The following is a 15,834-nucleotide window of genomic DNA, read 5'->3' on the forward strand; positions in this document are numbered from 1 at the left end:
TAGCACATTTTATCAGCTTAAAATAAATCCTTCAATCCTTTTCCCGCGACAAGAAAGGTTCCGATTGTGGATCCAAATTGGGGAAGGAAAAATACGAGGAAGATATGGATGACTCGGTTTTTCCAAAGTCCGGACAAGGATTCAGAGTCTTCTGCGATCCGTTCAAAATCTTCGACTAAAGGTTTTCTTAAATAGGATTCGGAAAGGGCACTCACCCAACCTGCTTTGAAGATTGGCAAAAAAGTTCCAATGGGAGCTGTGATAAAGGCAAGTAAAATCGATATGGGATGGGCCCAAGCAATCAGTGCACCGAGAGCCGCAAGTCCACCTTTGATATAGATCAGTTTGGATACTAAATCCATCCCAGCCTCTCCCCCTAGTGAATAGGTTGTGTATCCAATGAGTCCTGCAAAAAAAATTGGATAAATTGCCAAACTGAGATGATCCCAAATCTTTTTTTGGGGGACTTCGTCTAACGGAGCCAAATCATTTTGCAACTCTATATTTCGACTGATCCCTGCTAGATGGCCGGCCCCTACTACTGCCACAACCTTTTTCACTTTTTTATCCAAGGTGGCCAAACGGATTTTTTCTGCTAAGTAAACATCCCTTTCATCGATGATCACATTTTTTACGGATTCGTATTTTTTTGGAATTTGGGTAAAAAGATCCTTTAAGATGTCATCAGATTTCATTTCTTCAATTTTTTCATCCGAGACATCTTCCTTTACTAGAAGGGAGGCAAGGAGAGCACTGAAAAGATAGATCTTAGAAAAAAATCCCACATTGCCCCAAGAACGTTTGAGTGTGGTTTGGATTTCTCGGTCCACTGCCACCACAGGTTTACGAAGAGACCTACCAAGTGAGATTGCCTTACGCATTTCGTCTCCTGGTTTGATGTCGTGGTTTCCCATTTTCTTTTGGAAAGAAGAAAGGATGAGACTTGATAAGAGTAACCACATCTTTCGTTCTTTGAATACTTTAAAGATATCTAATTTTTTAAGATAGTCAGGGTCTTCCACTGACTTTATTCGTGATTCACATAACTCAACGCAAATGACATCAGGTTTGATGGTCTGGATCATTTTTTCAACTTCTTCCACACTTTGTTTGGAAATATGGGCAGTTCCTAAAATATGGACTTCCGTTTTGTCAATGGTTTTAAACAGGTAAGGTTCTTTGGTTTTGAAACCTTTTTTGGTAGATTTTCTTGGTTGAGCAGTTTTTTTGATTGAACGCATAAGGAGAAGTGACTATCTATTATACCTAAATAACGGTTCCACTCTCTAGAAACAAGTAGAATGTCTATAAAATCCAAAATCATCAATGTAGGAATTGCTGACATTAAGGTCGGAAAGGATACGGATGTACTCCGCACGACACTCGGTTCCTGCATCGGAATCGTCTTATACGATCCGGAGCAAAAAATCGGTGCAATTTCTCATATCATGCTCGCAAAAGACCCAACGGGAAAAGATAAGGGGAAGTTCCCTCATAAGTATGGTGAGTCCGCTCTTCCCATCCTCATCGACATGATGAAAAAAGAAGGGTCTAGTATTGGTCAGTATTCTTGTCGAATTTTTGGTGGTGCCTCCATGTTCAAAGGGATCAATTCCCAATTTTTACAAAACATCGGGGAACAAAACATAGCCATTGTCAAAAAATACATGGAAGAAAAAAAAATCCCGATCATCGTCGAAGACATAGCGGGGAATGAAGGTAGGACAATCAGCCTCTATTGTGATGATGGAAGAGTATTGTTAAAAAAAGCTGGTATGGAAAAATACCTTTATAAGGTGCGTTAGGCGATATGCTAAAATCAAAAGTTGATGAAGTATTACAAGACGTAAACAAACTACCGGCCATCTCATCGGTTGTTTCCCAAGTATTAGAAAAATTACAAAAACCTGATGTCAATATTGCCGACTTGGCCCAGGAAATTTCAAAAGACCCTGCGATCACTGCCAATGTGATCAAACTATCCAATTCTGCTTACTACCGGGCTTCCAAACCCATTCGTACGGTACAAGAAGCGCTGATGACCCTTGGGATCAAAACAGTAAAAGAAATTGTATTGTTAACTGCAGCAAAAGGAATTTTAGCCCAAGACTTAAATAGTTACCAACTGGAAGCGGCACAACTTTGGACTGCCTCATTACTTGTTGCAGAACTCTCGAGTAAAATCGTTCAACATAAAAAATTAAAGATTGATAAAGACCTCGCTTTCACTTCCGGCCTTCTCTGCAGTGTGGGTAAAATTGTCCTCGCTCAGTTTTTTAGCCCCGTGATGATGCAAATCAAAACTGATTTAAAAGACAACAAGGAACCATTCCCTACCTTAGAAAAAAAATACTTTGGATACACCCATATGGAAGTTTCGGAAAACCTTCTCAAACGATGGAATTTCCCAGAAGAACTAACAGATGTTGTGGCAAACTACCTCACACCTGAAACATCCAAAGTGAACCCACTTCTCACATCCGTAGTACATATCGCAAGCATTCTCATTGTAGTTTCTGGGATTGGAATTGATATTGGTGGGGAATCTGTTCCCATTTCACCGTTTGCTCTGAGCCAAACAGGCGTTACAGATGCTGATATCGAAACCTATTTTGTTCATATCCCTGACTTACAAGCAGGCCTTGCCGATTTGTTAAATGTGTAATCCAAATCTTAAGTTAGTTTCCAAATGAACATCATTTTAATTGGAGCAAGGGGTGCGGGAAAATCAAAAGTTTCTCGTTCTCTATCCAAACAAACAGAAATCCCGGTGGTTTCCACAGATTCGATTGCCGTTTACGAATCGGGTGGATTGCCAATCCCAGAGTTTGTAGACAAAAAAGGTTGGAAGGCTTTTAGAGAATTAGAATATTCTATCCTTCAGAAATTGGAAAATGCAAATGGGATCATTTTAGACTGTGGAGGTGGGATTTTATTTGATTTGGATGATTCGGGAATCGAAGTTTTAAGCACAAGGAAATTGGATTTACTCCGAAAGATCGGAAGGATTGTGTATTTGGAACGAGGCATTGATGAACTCGTGGAGAAAGTAAAGGGAGATAAAACAAGACCCGACCTTTCCAAAATCACATCCTATCGTGCCATATTAGAAAAAAGACTCCCCATCTACCAAGAGGCCGCTCATTTTAAGTTGAATTTATCCAAACTTTCCAAAGAAGAGGCCGCCGAACGGATATTAGACTGGCTCGGTATTAAATCTAAATGATTTAAGAGAATTACTTACGATTTACCAACTCCCACTTGCACCACCACCTCCAAAACTTCCCCCTCCCCCACTAAATCCTCCGCTTGACGAACTTCCTCCGGAACTCCATCCTCCACCAGAAGAACTACCTGAAGTATAAATCACAGAATCTGAAATTTTATCTGAGATTTTTTTTATCCAAAAAATACGACTCCTTGTTAGGCGGACAAATGTAAATCCAACAATATAGATGGAATTACAGAAAATCCAACCATAATACCCATAAAAAATAGAAGGAACCCATTGGAAAAAAATAAGTAAAAAGAAAAATACCCAAATGTTATTATCTTCTTTGTGGAAGGCTAAGATGGTTGCAAAAAGAAAAATGATGCCGACAAAGATAATACCTATAACATACAAATGCCAACCATCTTTGGCACCAATCCCACGAAAGGATTGAAACTCTTCCCAAAGACTGGGCTCCTTTGGTGTGATGCCTGAATCCAACGTAGAAAGGAGTTCTTCCAGTCCAGCACTGACCCCTTCTCCATATTCACCTGATTTAAAACGAGGGACCATCAGTTGTTGGATCACACGATTGCAATACGCATCTGTGAGGATTCCTTCCAAACCATACCCAACTTCGATACGTACCTTTTTGTCTTCTATCGCAAGTAAAATGAGTACACCATTATCTAGCTTTTTTTGTCCCAGTTTCCACTCTTCCGCCACTTTTAAGCTGTATTCTTCTAAAATTTCACCTTCTAACGAACGTACGATGAGAATCGCGATTTGGTTTGAAGTTTTATCTTCGTGTTCTTTTAAAATGGTTTCCCAAACCTCTGCTTCTGATTTTGTGATCGTGCCTTCTTCCCAAGTCACTCGTCTTTCCAAACTGGGAATCTCTTTTGCGTCCAATCCAAAGAGGAAGGTTTGCAAAAATGTAAGCAAATAGATCCCGAAACAGAGTTTAGAAAATATAAATTTCATCGCCATAGGGTAGTTGACAAAAATAAAAAATCAAAGATTTTTTTTACGCTGTGGAAACTACTTTTTTATCGGATGCAGTTTTGGTGAAAGCCACTACCTTTAGCAAACACCTATTCCTTTCTGGAATTGTAATTTGGATGGTTTTTGCATTCTCAGGAATTTGGATTTGGAAACGAACACCAGTAGGCAAACTTGGGTTTCTATTTACCTTGGTTAGCTTCCTTCCCTTTAGTTATCTCTGTTACCAATCTTACGAAGAAAAAGAGGAATTTGTTTACCAACTGAAAATCGAACCATCCAAACAAGATCTTTCTTTTGGAGATTCGATAGAACCAGATATACATTTGCCGTTGGCAGGGATTCTATCTTACCAAATCAAATCAGAAAGCGAATCCAAAAAGGATGGAACAAGGTATACAGATACCATTTATCTGCACCACAACTCAGGTTTGTTACTCCCTGTTGCCAAGGTTTCAGTGAAACAGTATAAAGATTCCCAAGATGAATTCAGTCGCTACGGAGCTCTCTCTAGAGAATTGAAAAGATGGTTTCGCCTCCTACCTCTCCCTGTTGAAACGGAAACCGGAAAACCATTTCAGGGCCTTCTCGTCAAACCAGAGGTATCGAATGAAACGAAACAGATTGATGCCCTCAAATCAAATCCAACAAATACCACGGCCAGTTCACCTAACGGAATCAATGCGCTTCGTTTCCCCATCATCTGGAACCATAAAATCCTGAATGCAAATTGGTATTTTGCATTTTCTCTCCTGGCAATCGGACATCTCGGAGTGATGGTGTTTGTTTTCAACTTGAGAGAAGGTACGAAAAAGAACATGGTTTGGGGGGCTCTTATCTTCATCTTAGGGTATCTTTCATTTGCTTCTCAGTATTATTTCTGGATTTTGCCCAAGTCAAAAACAGAGTATAGAATAGAATCGTTTGGAAATGGATTCAGGTTTTACTCCACGTACGAGGGGGAAAAAAAACTGGAAGGGGAATGGATGCCAAACTCAGAAAAAATCGCTTTTTTGGAATTACCAGAAAAGTCCCTCCACTTCCAAACCAAACTTGCCTATGAAAAAACAAAAGCCTTGGTGGATTCATTGGAAAACCCTTCGGAGGGCTTAGCTGATGCCTACCGATTGACAAAACAAGCCTACGAAGCCTCTGCTTGGGAGCGTTGGGATTTAAGCGATCTTCCTATGGAAGTTGCAGTTCGCTTCTTTCTTGTACTGCCCCAGTTTTGAGACTGAATCCAGAAGTGCCTATATCATATCCATAAATCATATTAAATAGGCATTTTGTACCAAATGTATGCAATCTTTTGACTTTCATTTTGCCTAAAAATAAATCATTTTGCTGAAAACAAAATAATTGGACAGTACACCCATTTCCGAAAACAAGGTACAGTAATTGCTTTAGTGTAGGGTACGTATGTCAAAATCTAACCAACCACCCATCCTTCCGCCACTCGGCCCACAGGCCCAAGGTATGTATGATCCTGCCATGGACAAAGACTCCTGTGGTGTTGGTTTTATCGCAAATTATAAGGGCAAACGTTCCCGTGACATCGTAGACAAAGGGATCCGCCTGATGTGTAACCTCGAGCACCGAGGTGCTGAAGGGGCTGACCCAAAAACGGGAGACGGTGCGGGGATCATGATCAATATCCCCGATGCGTTTTTTCGTAAAAACCTACCCTTCACCCTTCCGAAGGAAGGTGATTATGCTGTTGGATTTTTATTTTTACCACAGAATGCTGAAGTAAGAGCAGCCATCGAAAACGTAATCGAAAAAATCATCATTGATGAAGGGGAAGAATTCCTCGGTTTCCGTGATGTGCCAGTGAACAAAGAATATGCGGGCGTTGTTGCTTCTAAAACCATCCCAGTCTTCAAACAAGTGTTTATTGGGAAAAAATCCAAAAAAATCAAAACCTCTGATGATTTTGAAAGAAAACTTTTCCTTATCAGACGACTCATTGACAGAAGGATCAGAGCCGAACTCAAACTGGATCGTTCTCAATACTATGTACCAAGTTTTTCTTCCCGAACCATCGTATACAAAGGGATGTTACTTGGGGACCAAGTGAAAAAATTCTACGAAGACCTTAAGTCACCTGACCTTACGTCTGCGTTCTGTTTGACTCACACAAGGTTTTCCACAAACACCTTCCCTACTTGGGACTTGGCCCACCCATACCGCCAAATTGCTCACAATGGTGAGATCAATACTTTACGTGGGAACATGAACTGGATGGCCGCTCGCCAAATGGTAATGCAATCTCCGTTATACGGTGATGAGTTAAAAAGAATGCTTCCTATTGTAATGGAAGGCCAATCGGATACCGCAACCTTTGATACAGTACTCGAGTTACTTGTGATGGGAGGAAGGTCATTGCCACATGCGGTGATGATGATGATCCCAGAAGCGTGGTCGAAAAACAAATCCATGGACGCCGACAGACGTGCGTTCTACGAGTACCATGCAACCTTTATGGAACCTTGGGATGGACCTGCTGCCATCGCCTTTACGGATGGAAGGATCATCGGAGCCACTCTTGACCGCAATGGACTAAGACCTGCACGTTACATTGTCACAAAAGACGATGAAGTCATCATGTCGTCCGAAGCTGGGGTTCTCAATCTCCCACCGGAAGAAGTCCTTGTCCAAGACCGCCTACGTCCAGGTAGGATGCTCCTCATCGATATGGAAAAAGGACAAATCCTAGATGACGAAGAAATCAAAAAACAAATCTCAACCCAAAAGCCATACCGCAAATGGGTAGAAGACAATATGATCCGATTGGGATCACTCCCTGATCCTGAGAACGTCAAACAGCCGCAACACGAAACCATTTTGGAAAGACAAAGGGCTTTCGGTTATACACATGAAGATGTGTTCACTCTCATCAAACCGATGGGAGTTTCCGGGGAAGAACCTGTGGGATCAATGGGTGTGGACTCATCCCTTGCTGTCCTCAGCGAAAAACCACAACCACTCTTTCGTTATTTCAAACAAAACTTCGCGCAGGTGACAAACCCTCCGATTGATCCGATCCGAGAAGAACTTGTGATGGAGCTCACAACCTACATTGGACCAGAAGGGAACCTTCTTTCCGAAGAACCGGAACATGCGCATAGGCTCGAATTGGAACACCCGATCCTCACCAATGAAGATTTTGAAAAGATCAAACAAATCAGTGAAGGCCATTTCAAAGCCAAAACCTTTGCCATCCTATTTGATCCATCCAAAAAACATGATATGCGTAACTCACTCGACAGGGTGTGTGCTGATGCTGCCAAGGCAATCCGGGAACAAGGGGTAAACCTCATCATCCTAACTGACCATGGTGTGGGGGAAACGAAAGCAGCGATCCCATCCCTACTTGCCGTAGCGGGGCTCCACCACTACCTGATCCGAGAAGGCCTTCGTACAAAAGCAGGGATCGTATTGGAATCTGGGGAACCAAGAGAAGTGGCCCACTTCGCTCTGTTATGCGGGTATGGTGCCAATGCGATTAACCCATACCTTGCTTTCGAAACCATTGCTGACTTATCCCTACAAGGATTATTACCTGAAGTCCCAGACTACAAAGAAGCAAAGAAAAAATACATCAAATCGATTGGGAAAGGACTTTTCAAAGTATTCTCCAAAATGGGGATTTCCACCTTACAATCGTACTGTGGTGCCCAAATTTTTGAAGCAGTGGGTCTTGATTCCGAGTTAGTCAACACATACTTTGCAGGAACACAATCACGCATTGAAGGGCTTTCTCTGGAGATGTTGGAAGAAGAAACCGTTCGCCGTCACAAAGCGGCATACGATCCAACGTTCTTCCCGAATAACTTAGAACCAGGTGGAGTGCATTATTACCGTAAAAATGGCGATAGCCATCTTTACACGCCGATCACAGTTCATAAATTACAAAAGGCAACACAAGAAAACGATTACAAAGCCTTCAAAGAGTTTTCTGCCCTTATCGACAACCAAAACGAAAGAGCAATCACACTCCGAAGTTTGTTCCAATTGGATTTTGATGGTTCCAAAGCCATTCCGATTGAAGAAGTAGAATCGGTAAAATCCATCCTCAAACGTTTCCAAACGGGAGCGATGAGCCACGGTTCCATTTCTTGGGAAGCACATACAACTCTTGCCATTGCCATGAACCGCATTGGTGCTAAATCGAATACGGGGGAAGGTGGCGAAGACCCAGTTCGTTTCAAAACCCTCCCGAATGGAGATAGCATGCGTTCGGCGATCAAACAGGTGGCATCTGCAAGGTTTGGGGTGACAATGGAATACCTCACTAACGCCGATGACATCCAAATCAAAATGGCACAGGGCGCAAAACCAGGAGAAGGTGGACAGTTACCAGGCCACAAGGTAGACAAATACATTGGATGGTTACGTTACTCCACTCCAGGGGTAACACTTATCTCCCCTCCTCCTCACCATGATATTTATTCGATCGAAGATTTAAAACAGCTTATCTTCGATTTAAAAAATTCAAATCCAAGGGCTCGTATCTCCGTAAAACTGGTTTCCGAGTCGGGTGTGGGAACAGTGGCAGCCGGTGTAGCAAAAGCACATGCCGACCACATCCTCATTGCAGGGCACGAAGGGGGAACGGGCGCAAGTCCAATTTCTTCCATCCACCATGCGGGAACTCCTTGGGAACTTGGACTTTCGGAAACCCACCAAACACTTGTTGCAAACGGCCTACGTGACCGTGTGTACCTTGCAGTGGATGGAAAACTCCTCACAGGAAAAGACGTGGTTGTCGGAGCACTTCTCGGTGCAGAAGAGTTTGGATTTTCCACATCAGCACTCGTTGCAGTGGGTTGTATCATGATGCGGAAATGCCATCTCAATACATGCCCAGTGGGTGTTGCCACCCAAGATGAATTTTTACGAAGTAAGTTCACAGGAAAACCTGAGTACGTTGTGAACTTTATGACCTTTGTTGCTGAAGAAGTGCGTGAGATCATGGCAAAACTTGGTTTCAGAACCTTTGAAGAAATGATAGGCCAAGTGGAAAAAATCAAATTCAAACGACCTCACCACCATTGGAAGGCACGTGGTCTTGATTTTAGTAAAGTGCTCCATAGACCAAACCCTGTTTTCCCAACAGGACTCTACCGAGCCAAAGAACAAAACCACCACTTGGATGAACAGATTGATAACGAACTGATTCGTAAATCGCTTGCGGCAATTGACCACAAACAACCTGTCAAAATCCAAACATCTATCGTGAACTTAAACCGTTCCGTGGGAACGATGCTAAGCCACGAAGTCACCAAAAAATATGGTGTAGAAGGACTTGCTGAAGACACAATTGATATCGAATTCACAGGGACCGCAGGACAGTCGTTTGGTGCATTTGTGACCAAAGGGATGACACTTCGCCTCATTGGAGAAGGAAACGATTATGTAGGGAAAGGACTATGTGGTGGTAAACTCATCTTCCAAACTCCAAAATCGGCTTCTTACAAAGCAGAAGAAAATATCGTCATTGGTAACACTTGTTTTATCGGAGCAACCGGTGGTTTTGCCTATGTCAACGGGATGGCCGGGGAACGATTCTGTGTGAGAAACTCTGGTGCCCATGTCATCGTGGAAGGAACTGGTGACCACGGTTGTGAATACATGACTGGTGGACGGGTGATCATCCTTGGTGAAATTGGCCGTAACTTTGCAGCAGGTATGTCTGGTGGAATTGCTTACCTTTGGGATCCAAAGAAAAACAAAGAAGCACTCATCAACAAAGAGATGGTCGACTTAGATCCGTTAACCGACGCGGCAGAAATTGCTGAAATCAAAAAGATGGTAGAAGACCATAAAAAGTACACTGGCTCCAAACGTGCAGAAGAAGTTCTAAACAATTGGGACGAAGTCGTAAAACAAATGATCAAAGTGATTCCGAGAGATTACAAAAAAGCTTTAGAAAAAATGGCTTCTGAAAATGGATCGGGAAAACAAAATAAAGAGGGGGTAACAGCTCGTGGGTAAACCAACAGGATTTTTAGAATTTAAGAAAGAATACCTTCAAAAGATTGAACCAAAGGAAAGGGTCAAAAACTACAAAGAGTTTGAAAAACCTTTTTCTGAGGCTGTTGCCAAAGACCAAGGCGCTCGTTGTATGGACTGCGGGATTCCGTTTTGCCATGGTGACACGGGTTGCCCTGTTGATAACTTAATCCCTGAATTCAATGACTTTGTATACCGAGGTCGTTTTAAGGAAGCTTGGGAAAATTTATCGAAAACCAATAACTTCCCTGAGTTCACAGGTAGGTTATGCCCTGCTCCTTGTGAATCAGCTTGTACCCTTGGAATCATTGAACCACCTGTTTCCATTAAGTCCATTGAACGCACCATCATTGATCGTGCTTGGGAAGAAGGTTGGGTCATCCCACAAACTCCCACATCCAAATCAGGCAAAAAAGTTGCGGTTGTTGGTTCAGGACCAGCGGGTCTTGCCGCAGGACAGCAGTTAGCTCGTGCAGGTCATACCGTCACCATCTTTGAAAAAAATGATCGGATCGGTGGCCTACTCCGTTACGGAATCCCTGATTTTAAAATGGAGAAAAGACATATCGACCGCCGCATGAAACAGATGGAAGCGGAAGGTGTGACGTTTAAAACCAATGTGAACGTGGGTGTTGATATCACCGCAAAACAACTTTTAGCTGACTTTGATGCGGTGGTCCTCGCCTGTGGGTCCGAAGTCCCTAGAGACTTACCGGTCGAAGGACGTAACCACAAAGGCATTCACTTTGCTATGGAGTTTTTAACCAAAAACAACAAACATGTTGCAGGTGATGCCATCGATATCATTAACGCAAAAGACAAACATGTGATCGTGATTGGAGGTGGTGACACTGGTTCTGACTGTGTAGGAACTTCCAACAGACACGGCGCAAAATCAGTCACCCAAATTGAACTTTTCCCGGAACCACCAAAGGAAAGAGACAAGTCCACTCCTTGGCCTTTGTATCCAAAAATGTTACGCACTTCCACTTCCCATGAAGAAGGTGTGAGCCGTAAATGGGCAGTCTCTACGATGGGATTTAAAGCCAATGAAAAAGGCGAAGTCACTGCCATTTATGGATCGGAAGTCAAAGAGGAAAACGGAAAATTCATTCCTGTGCCTGGCACTGAGTTTGAATGGCCTGCAGACCTTGTCTTTTTGGCAATGGGATTTGTGAATCCAGTGAAAGAAGGATTACTTGCTGACCTACAAAAAGAAGGTTTGGAACTCGATGGAAGGGGAAATGTCAAAGCAGAATTCGGCACAAAAGCTGGCTCTTTTGCGACCTCCGTTCCAAAGGTGTATGCATGTGGGGATGTAAGACGAGGGCAATCCCTGATTGTTTGGGCGATATCAGAAGGAAGAAAGTGTGCGGACCAAGTGCACCAATTTTTGACGTCTGACGTAGAAGCTTAAAACCTCACGAGATCAGAATTACGATCCACATTTGGAACAAACTTTCTCATAACAGGGATAATTTGTTTCCGACTGTGGATTCAGTTTCGGTTTGTCTTTGGCAAAAAAATTCTTGCCTAACTTCCAAATTGATAAAATCATTGGAGAGACCAATTGGAACGTAGCAAGTAACACTATAAATATTGTTAGATAATATTCCAACATTTGAGACTCCCTTGAAACTAACTGTAAAACAAATCCTAAAAATCGCAACACTTTTGGTAATCGTTTCCTCTGCCCTTTCTGCTGAGAGTATCCTTCTCAAAAAAGGTGGCACCATCAAAGGAAAAGTCATCGAACAAGACCAATACAAACTCAAAATCCGAAAAGAAGATGGGACAACGATTGTTCTTAACAAAACTGAAATTTTAAAAGTAGTTTATAAAGAAAACTTAACTGCTGCTGAAGAAGAAAAACTCCGCAAAGCAGAAGAAGACAAAGAACGGATCAAAAAAGAAAAAGAAGAAGCGGCTAGGCTAAAAAAAGAGCAGGAAGAAGCGGCTCGATTAGAAAAAGAAAATGCTAAAAACAATGCAGCATTAGAAGCGGAAGCCAAACGAAAAGCGGAAGAAGACGCAAAACTCGCGGAAGCAGATCGTAAAAACCTAACACGAAAAGGGGCTATGTGGCGTTCTGCGGTTTTACCTGGGTGGGGGCAATGGAAACAAGGCAGAAAGGTACAAGCCATCGTTTACCCTTCCATCATCGCAGTAGGTCTCTTTTTCACCTATGACAAACATCGAATGTATCTCAATGCTAAAAGAGATTATAATAATTTAGAAAATCCTTATACAACAAATGGTCTTGTACGTGCGGCGTTTACACCACAATCAGCAGCAGTTTCTCCAGGGGAAGCAGTGATTGCAAGCCAACTCGGTCCTTTTAAAGGGCAAAGGGAATCGGTGGAAAGGCATTACCAAGAAATGCAATACATTGGAATTGCCACCTTACTTGTGTATGCTTGGAATATTTTTGATGCTTATTATTTCCATCCAACTGGTTCAGGACTTAGTATGGATGATACAAGGAAAGAAAAGTTTTTCCTCACTTCAAGTGTAGACCGAGTGGGTTACCACCCAACCGCTCTCGCAGGAGACAGAGGACTTGAACATCGTACACAATTAGGATATGAAGTCACCTTCTAACGCAGATTAGAGGGATCCAACCATCATATTATTTTAGATTAATTCTAAATCTCAAATCCTCCCTTGACAAATATCAAGGGAGGATCTCACACTCACTCCCCTGTTTTTCTTTCTTTTCTTCGTCTTCTTTGTATAAAGGATTAAGTTCTCTATATACATGGAACTGATAAAGATTAAGGAGAGAAACATTGGCTACGGAAAAAACTCAATATGACGATTTTATCGTAAAAGGGTTTATCATTTCAGCGTTAGTCTGGGGCGTTGCTTCTATGACATTTGGTGTCATCATTGCGTTCCAACTTGTGTATCCACAGCTGAATTTGGAATTACCTTGGACGAGCTTCGGAAGATTACGACCTCTGCATACAAATGCTGCCATTTTTGGATTTGCATTAAGTGTGATCTTCGCCACTGCTTATCATACAGTACAAAGACTTTGTCGCACAAGAATGTGGAACGACACACTTTCCAAACTGCATTTGGCATTATACAACCTATCGATTGTTTTAGCTGCAATTACACTACCACTTGGTTACAGCCAATCCAAAGAATATGCTGAATTAGAATGGCCGATCGACTTACTGATTGTTGTATGGTATGTTATCTTTTTTGCAAACTACCTGATGACGGTACTCAAACGAAAAGAAGAACAAATGTATGTTGCCATTTGGTTTTACATTGCTTCCTTCGTAACGGTTCCCCTACTCTTCATTGTGAATAACATTGTGATCCCTGCTGGATTCTTAAAATCGTATTCGGTTTATGCAGGAGTATTCGATGCCAACATCCAATGGTGGTATGGCCATAATGCGGTGGCATTCGTCCTCACAACGCCATTTTTGGGACTTATGTACTACTACCTCCCAAAACACATCAAACAACCAATTTATTCTCATAGACTTTCCATCATCCACTTTTGGTCTCTCATCTTTATTTATATCTGGGCAGGCCCTCACCACTTATTGTATTCTCCAATCCCTGAGTGGTTACAAACAACAGGAATGGTATTTTCCATCATGTTATGGATGCCTTCATGGGGAGGTATGTTAAATGGATTTTTAACACTCACCCAAGCAAAAGATAAAATCAAAGTGGATGCAACCCTCAAAATGATGTTAGCTGCCGTAACATTTTATGGTATGTCAACATTTGAAGGACCTCTTCTTTCCATTCGTGCGGTTTCCGCACTTGGCCACAACACTGACTGGATCATTGGTCACGTTCACTCTGGAACACTTGGTTGGGTTGGTTTTATGTCTGCCGCCGCATTGTATTACCTAGTCCCAAGACTTTGGAATGCAAACCTCTACAGCGAAAAATTGGCAAATGTCCACTTTTGGCTCGGAACCCTTGGGATCCTACTCTACATCATTTCGATGTGGGTGTCTGGAATCACAGAAGGATCTATGTGGAGGGCTGTTGGTGAAAATGGGGAACTCGTTTACAAAGATTGGATCGAAATTGTTGAGTTCCTAAAACCATTCCGTTTGTTCCGTGCGATCGGAGGGACACTCTACCTAACAGGGATTATCCTTATGGTGTATAACTTTATCAAAACCATTCAAAACAAAGACAGTGGTTTTGTGGAACAAGACTTACGTATAGGAGTGAAATCATAATGTTTGGTTTTAATAAATTCTTAGATTGGTTTTCAGAAATTGCCGACCGCTGGGACACAAAAGGTGTTAAGTTTACCATTTATACAACCATCGCAGTTGTGATTGGTGGACTCTTTGAACTCATCCCTCCGTTTTTTTTGACAAAAACGGTCACACCGATTTCTACTGTGAAACCATATTCCGCATTGGAACTAGCAGGGCGTGATACCTACCAAAAAGAAGGATGTATTGGTTGCCACACACAAATGGTTCGACCTTTTAAATGGGAAGTGGATCGTTTTGACCCAACCAAATCCTATGGGCGAACAGGGTATTCGAAAGGTGGTGAGTTTGTGTATGACCATCCATTCCTTTGGGGATCAAAACGAACTGGTCCAGACTTAGCTCACGAATCACAAATGTTACGTTCTGATGAATGGCATAAAAACCACCTCATCAATCCAAGGACTGTTGGTGGTGTGCCTAACTCTATTATGCCAGCCTATCCTTGGTTATTCGAAGAGTCACACAAAGTGGACGTTGAACAAGTTGTTGCAAATATGAAGGCACTAAGATCCATCGGGGTTCCCTACACGGATGCGGACTTGGCCAATGCACCCTCTCTACTCAAAGACAAAACTGAGGGAGATGCACTCGTTGCCTACTTACAAAAACTAGGTCGCGACTCCGCTGAGTTACAAAAAGGGATGAAGTAAGTGTATGAATGACGCAGACCTTCTTCTCATTTACAAAAGTTTGCGATTGCCGGTCCTTGTGATCGCAATTGCCTACATCACCTACTACGTTTATAAAAAACGTACGAAAGAAGAAATGGAAAAACCCAAGTATCGAATGCTTGAGGAGGATTAATACGAATGAAAGAACCAAAAGAAGTAGACGGAATCTTCCAAGCCGACAACCCCATGCCACCTTGGTGGAAAATGGTGTGGCTTATCAGTATCATTGTATCCATCGGTTATGTTGTATACTTTCACTGGTATTCCGAATGGCCACAAGAAGTTGCTTTTGAAAAGGAAGTAGCAGAACATGAAGCCCAATTCCCAACCAAACAAGCTGTTGTTGCCAACACAGAAGATGGATCAAATCCATACCGCGACGACGCAGTTGCGATCAAAGAAGGGGAAGGAACTTACAAACAAATTTGTTCTGCTTGCCATGGTCCAACTGCGGAAGGTGCTGTTGGCCCCAGTTTAGTTGATAAGGAATGGATCCATGGAAATACGGATAAAGAAGTATTCCATAACATCATGAAAGGAATCGGACCTGAAAGGCAAAAACTCAACCGAGGTGGCATGCCCGCTTGGGAAGGGTTGGGTGCTGAGAAAGTTTATGCTGTGATGGCATGGCTTGCAACTAAGAATAGTACACTTGTGAAGGCAAAATAAA

General features: G+C 42.4%; 13 protein-coding genes. 11 read left to right on the forward strand and 2 right to left on the reverse strand.

The features are described 5' to 3' along the window. Nucleotides 1–17: 17 nt before the first annotated feature. The gene (locus EHQ62_RS14165; protein ID WP_135643898.1) at nt 18–1,241 is read right to left on the reverse strand and encodes a TraB/GumN family protein; all 1,224 of its coding nucleotides are present in this window, start codon (nt 1,239–1,241) and stop codon (nt 18–20) included. 60 nt (nt 1,242–1,301) lie between these two features. Between EHQ62_RS14165 and EHQ62_RS14170 the strand changes: the two genes are divergently transcribed. Genes EHQ62_RS14170 through EHQ62_RS14180 form a run of 3 tightly spaced genes read left to right on the forward strand, consistent with a single transcriptional unit; the run spans nt 1,302 to nt 3,226 of the window. Next, complete coding sequence (locus tag EHQ62_RS14170; protein ID WP_135643900.1) at nt 1,302–1,805, forward strand: chemotaxis protein CheD; 504 nt, start codon at nt 1,302–1,304, stop codon at nt 1,803–1,805. Between the two features lie 5 nt (nt 1,806–1,810). Next, nucleotides 1,811–2,665 (forward strand): HDOD domain-containing protein, encoded by an 855-nt coding sequence (locus EHQ62_RS14175; RefSeq protein WP_135643901.1) that lies wholly within the window; start codon nt 1,811–1,813, stop codon nt 2,663–2,665. A 24-nt stretch (nt 2,666–2,689) separates the two neighbouring features. After that, complete coding sequence (locus EHQ62_RS14180; protein ID WP_135643902.1) at nt 2,690–3,226, forward strand: shikimate kinase; 537 nt, start codon at nt 2,690–2,692, stop codon at nt 3,224–3,226. Nucleotides 3,227–3,247: 21 nt separating this feature from the next. Here EHQ62_RS14180 and EHQ62_RS14185 read toward each other — a convergent pair whose 3' ends face one another. Next, nucleotides 3,248–4,156 carry a TPM domain-containing protein gene (locus EHQ62_RS14185; protein WP_244241788.1) on the reverse strand — a complete coding sequence of 303 codons (909 nt, stop codon included), beginning with the start codon at nt 4,154–4,156 and terminating at the stop codon, nt 3,248–3,250. An 89-nt stretch (nt 4,157–4,245) separates the two neighbouring features. On the opposite strand from EHQ62_RS14185, the gene EHQ62_RS14190 reads away from it, so the two are divergent. The 8 genes from EHQ62_RS14190 (at nt 4,246) to EHQ62_RS14225 (ending at nt 15,833) form a co-directional block, all read left to right on the forward strand. After that, nucleotides 4,246–5,445 (forward strand): hypothetical protein, encoded by a 1,200-nt coding sequence (locus EHQ62_RS14190; protein WP_135643906.1) that lies wholly within the window; start codon nt 4,246–4,248, stop codon nt 5,443–5,445. A gap of 187 nt (nt 5,446–5,632) precedes the next feature. Continuing rightward, complete coding sequence (gene gltB / locus EHQ62_RS14195; protein WP_135643908.1) at nt 5,633–10,210, forward strand: glutamate synthase large subunit; 4,578 nt, start codon at nt 5,633–5,635, stop codon at nt 10,208–10,210. After that, nucleotides 10,203–11,645, forward strand: coding sequence for a glutamate synthase subunit beta (locus EHQ62_RS14200; protein ID WP_135643911.1), 1,443 nt, complete (start codon nt 10,203–10,205; stop codon nt 11,643–11,645). Before gltB ends, EHQ62_RS14200 begins: the two co-directional genes overlap by 8 nt. Before the next feature lie 215 nt (nt 11,646–11,860). Further along, nucleotides 11,861–12,829: an LA_0442/LA_0875 N-terminal domain-containing protein gene (locus EHQ62_RS14205; RefSeq protein WP_135643914.1), complete on the forward strand. Its 969-nt coding sequence runs from the start codon at nt 11,861–11,863 to the stop codon at nt 12,827–12,829. A 188-nt stretch (nt 12,830–13,017) separates the two neighbouring features. Continuing rightward, a complete protein-coding gene (ccoN, locus tag EHQ62_RS14210) occupies nt 13,018–14,448 on the forward strand; it encodes a cytochrome-c oxidase, cbb3-type subunit I (protein WP_015679272.1) in 1,431 nt (476 codons plus the stop codon). Further along, a complete protein-coding gene (ccoO, locus tag EHQ62_RS14215; RefSeq protein ID WP_135643917.1) occupies nt 14,448–15,143 on the forward strand; it encodes a cytochrome-c oxidase, cbb3-type subunit II in 696 nt (231 codons plus the stop codon). The genes ccoN and ccoO overlap by 1 nt, the downstream gene beginning before the upstream one ends. A 4-nt stretch (nt 15,144–15,147) precedes the next feature. After that, nucleotides 15,148–15,297 carry a hypothetical protein gene (locus tag EHQ62_RS14220; RefSeq protein WP_015679355.1) on the forward strand — a complete coding sequence of 50 codons (150 nt, stop codon included), beginning with the start codon at nt 15,148–15,150 and terminating at the stop codon, nt 15,295–15,297. A 5-nt stretch (nt 15,298–15,302) separates the two neighbouring features. Then, complete coding sequence (locus EHQ62_RS14225; RefSeq protein ID WP_135643920.1) at nt 15,303–15,833, forward strand: c-type cytochrome; 531 nt, start codon at nt 15,303–15,305, stop codon at nt 15,831–15,833. Nucleotide 15,834: the final 1 nt, after the last annotated feature.

This window comes from Leptospira jelokensis, assembly GCF_004769635.1.
In the GTDB taxonomy this organism is placed as follows: Bacteria; Spirochaetota; Leptospiria; order Leptospirales; family Leptospiraceae; genus Leptospira_A; species Leptospira_A jelokensis.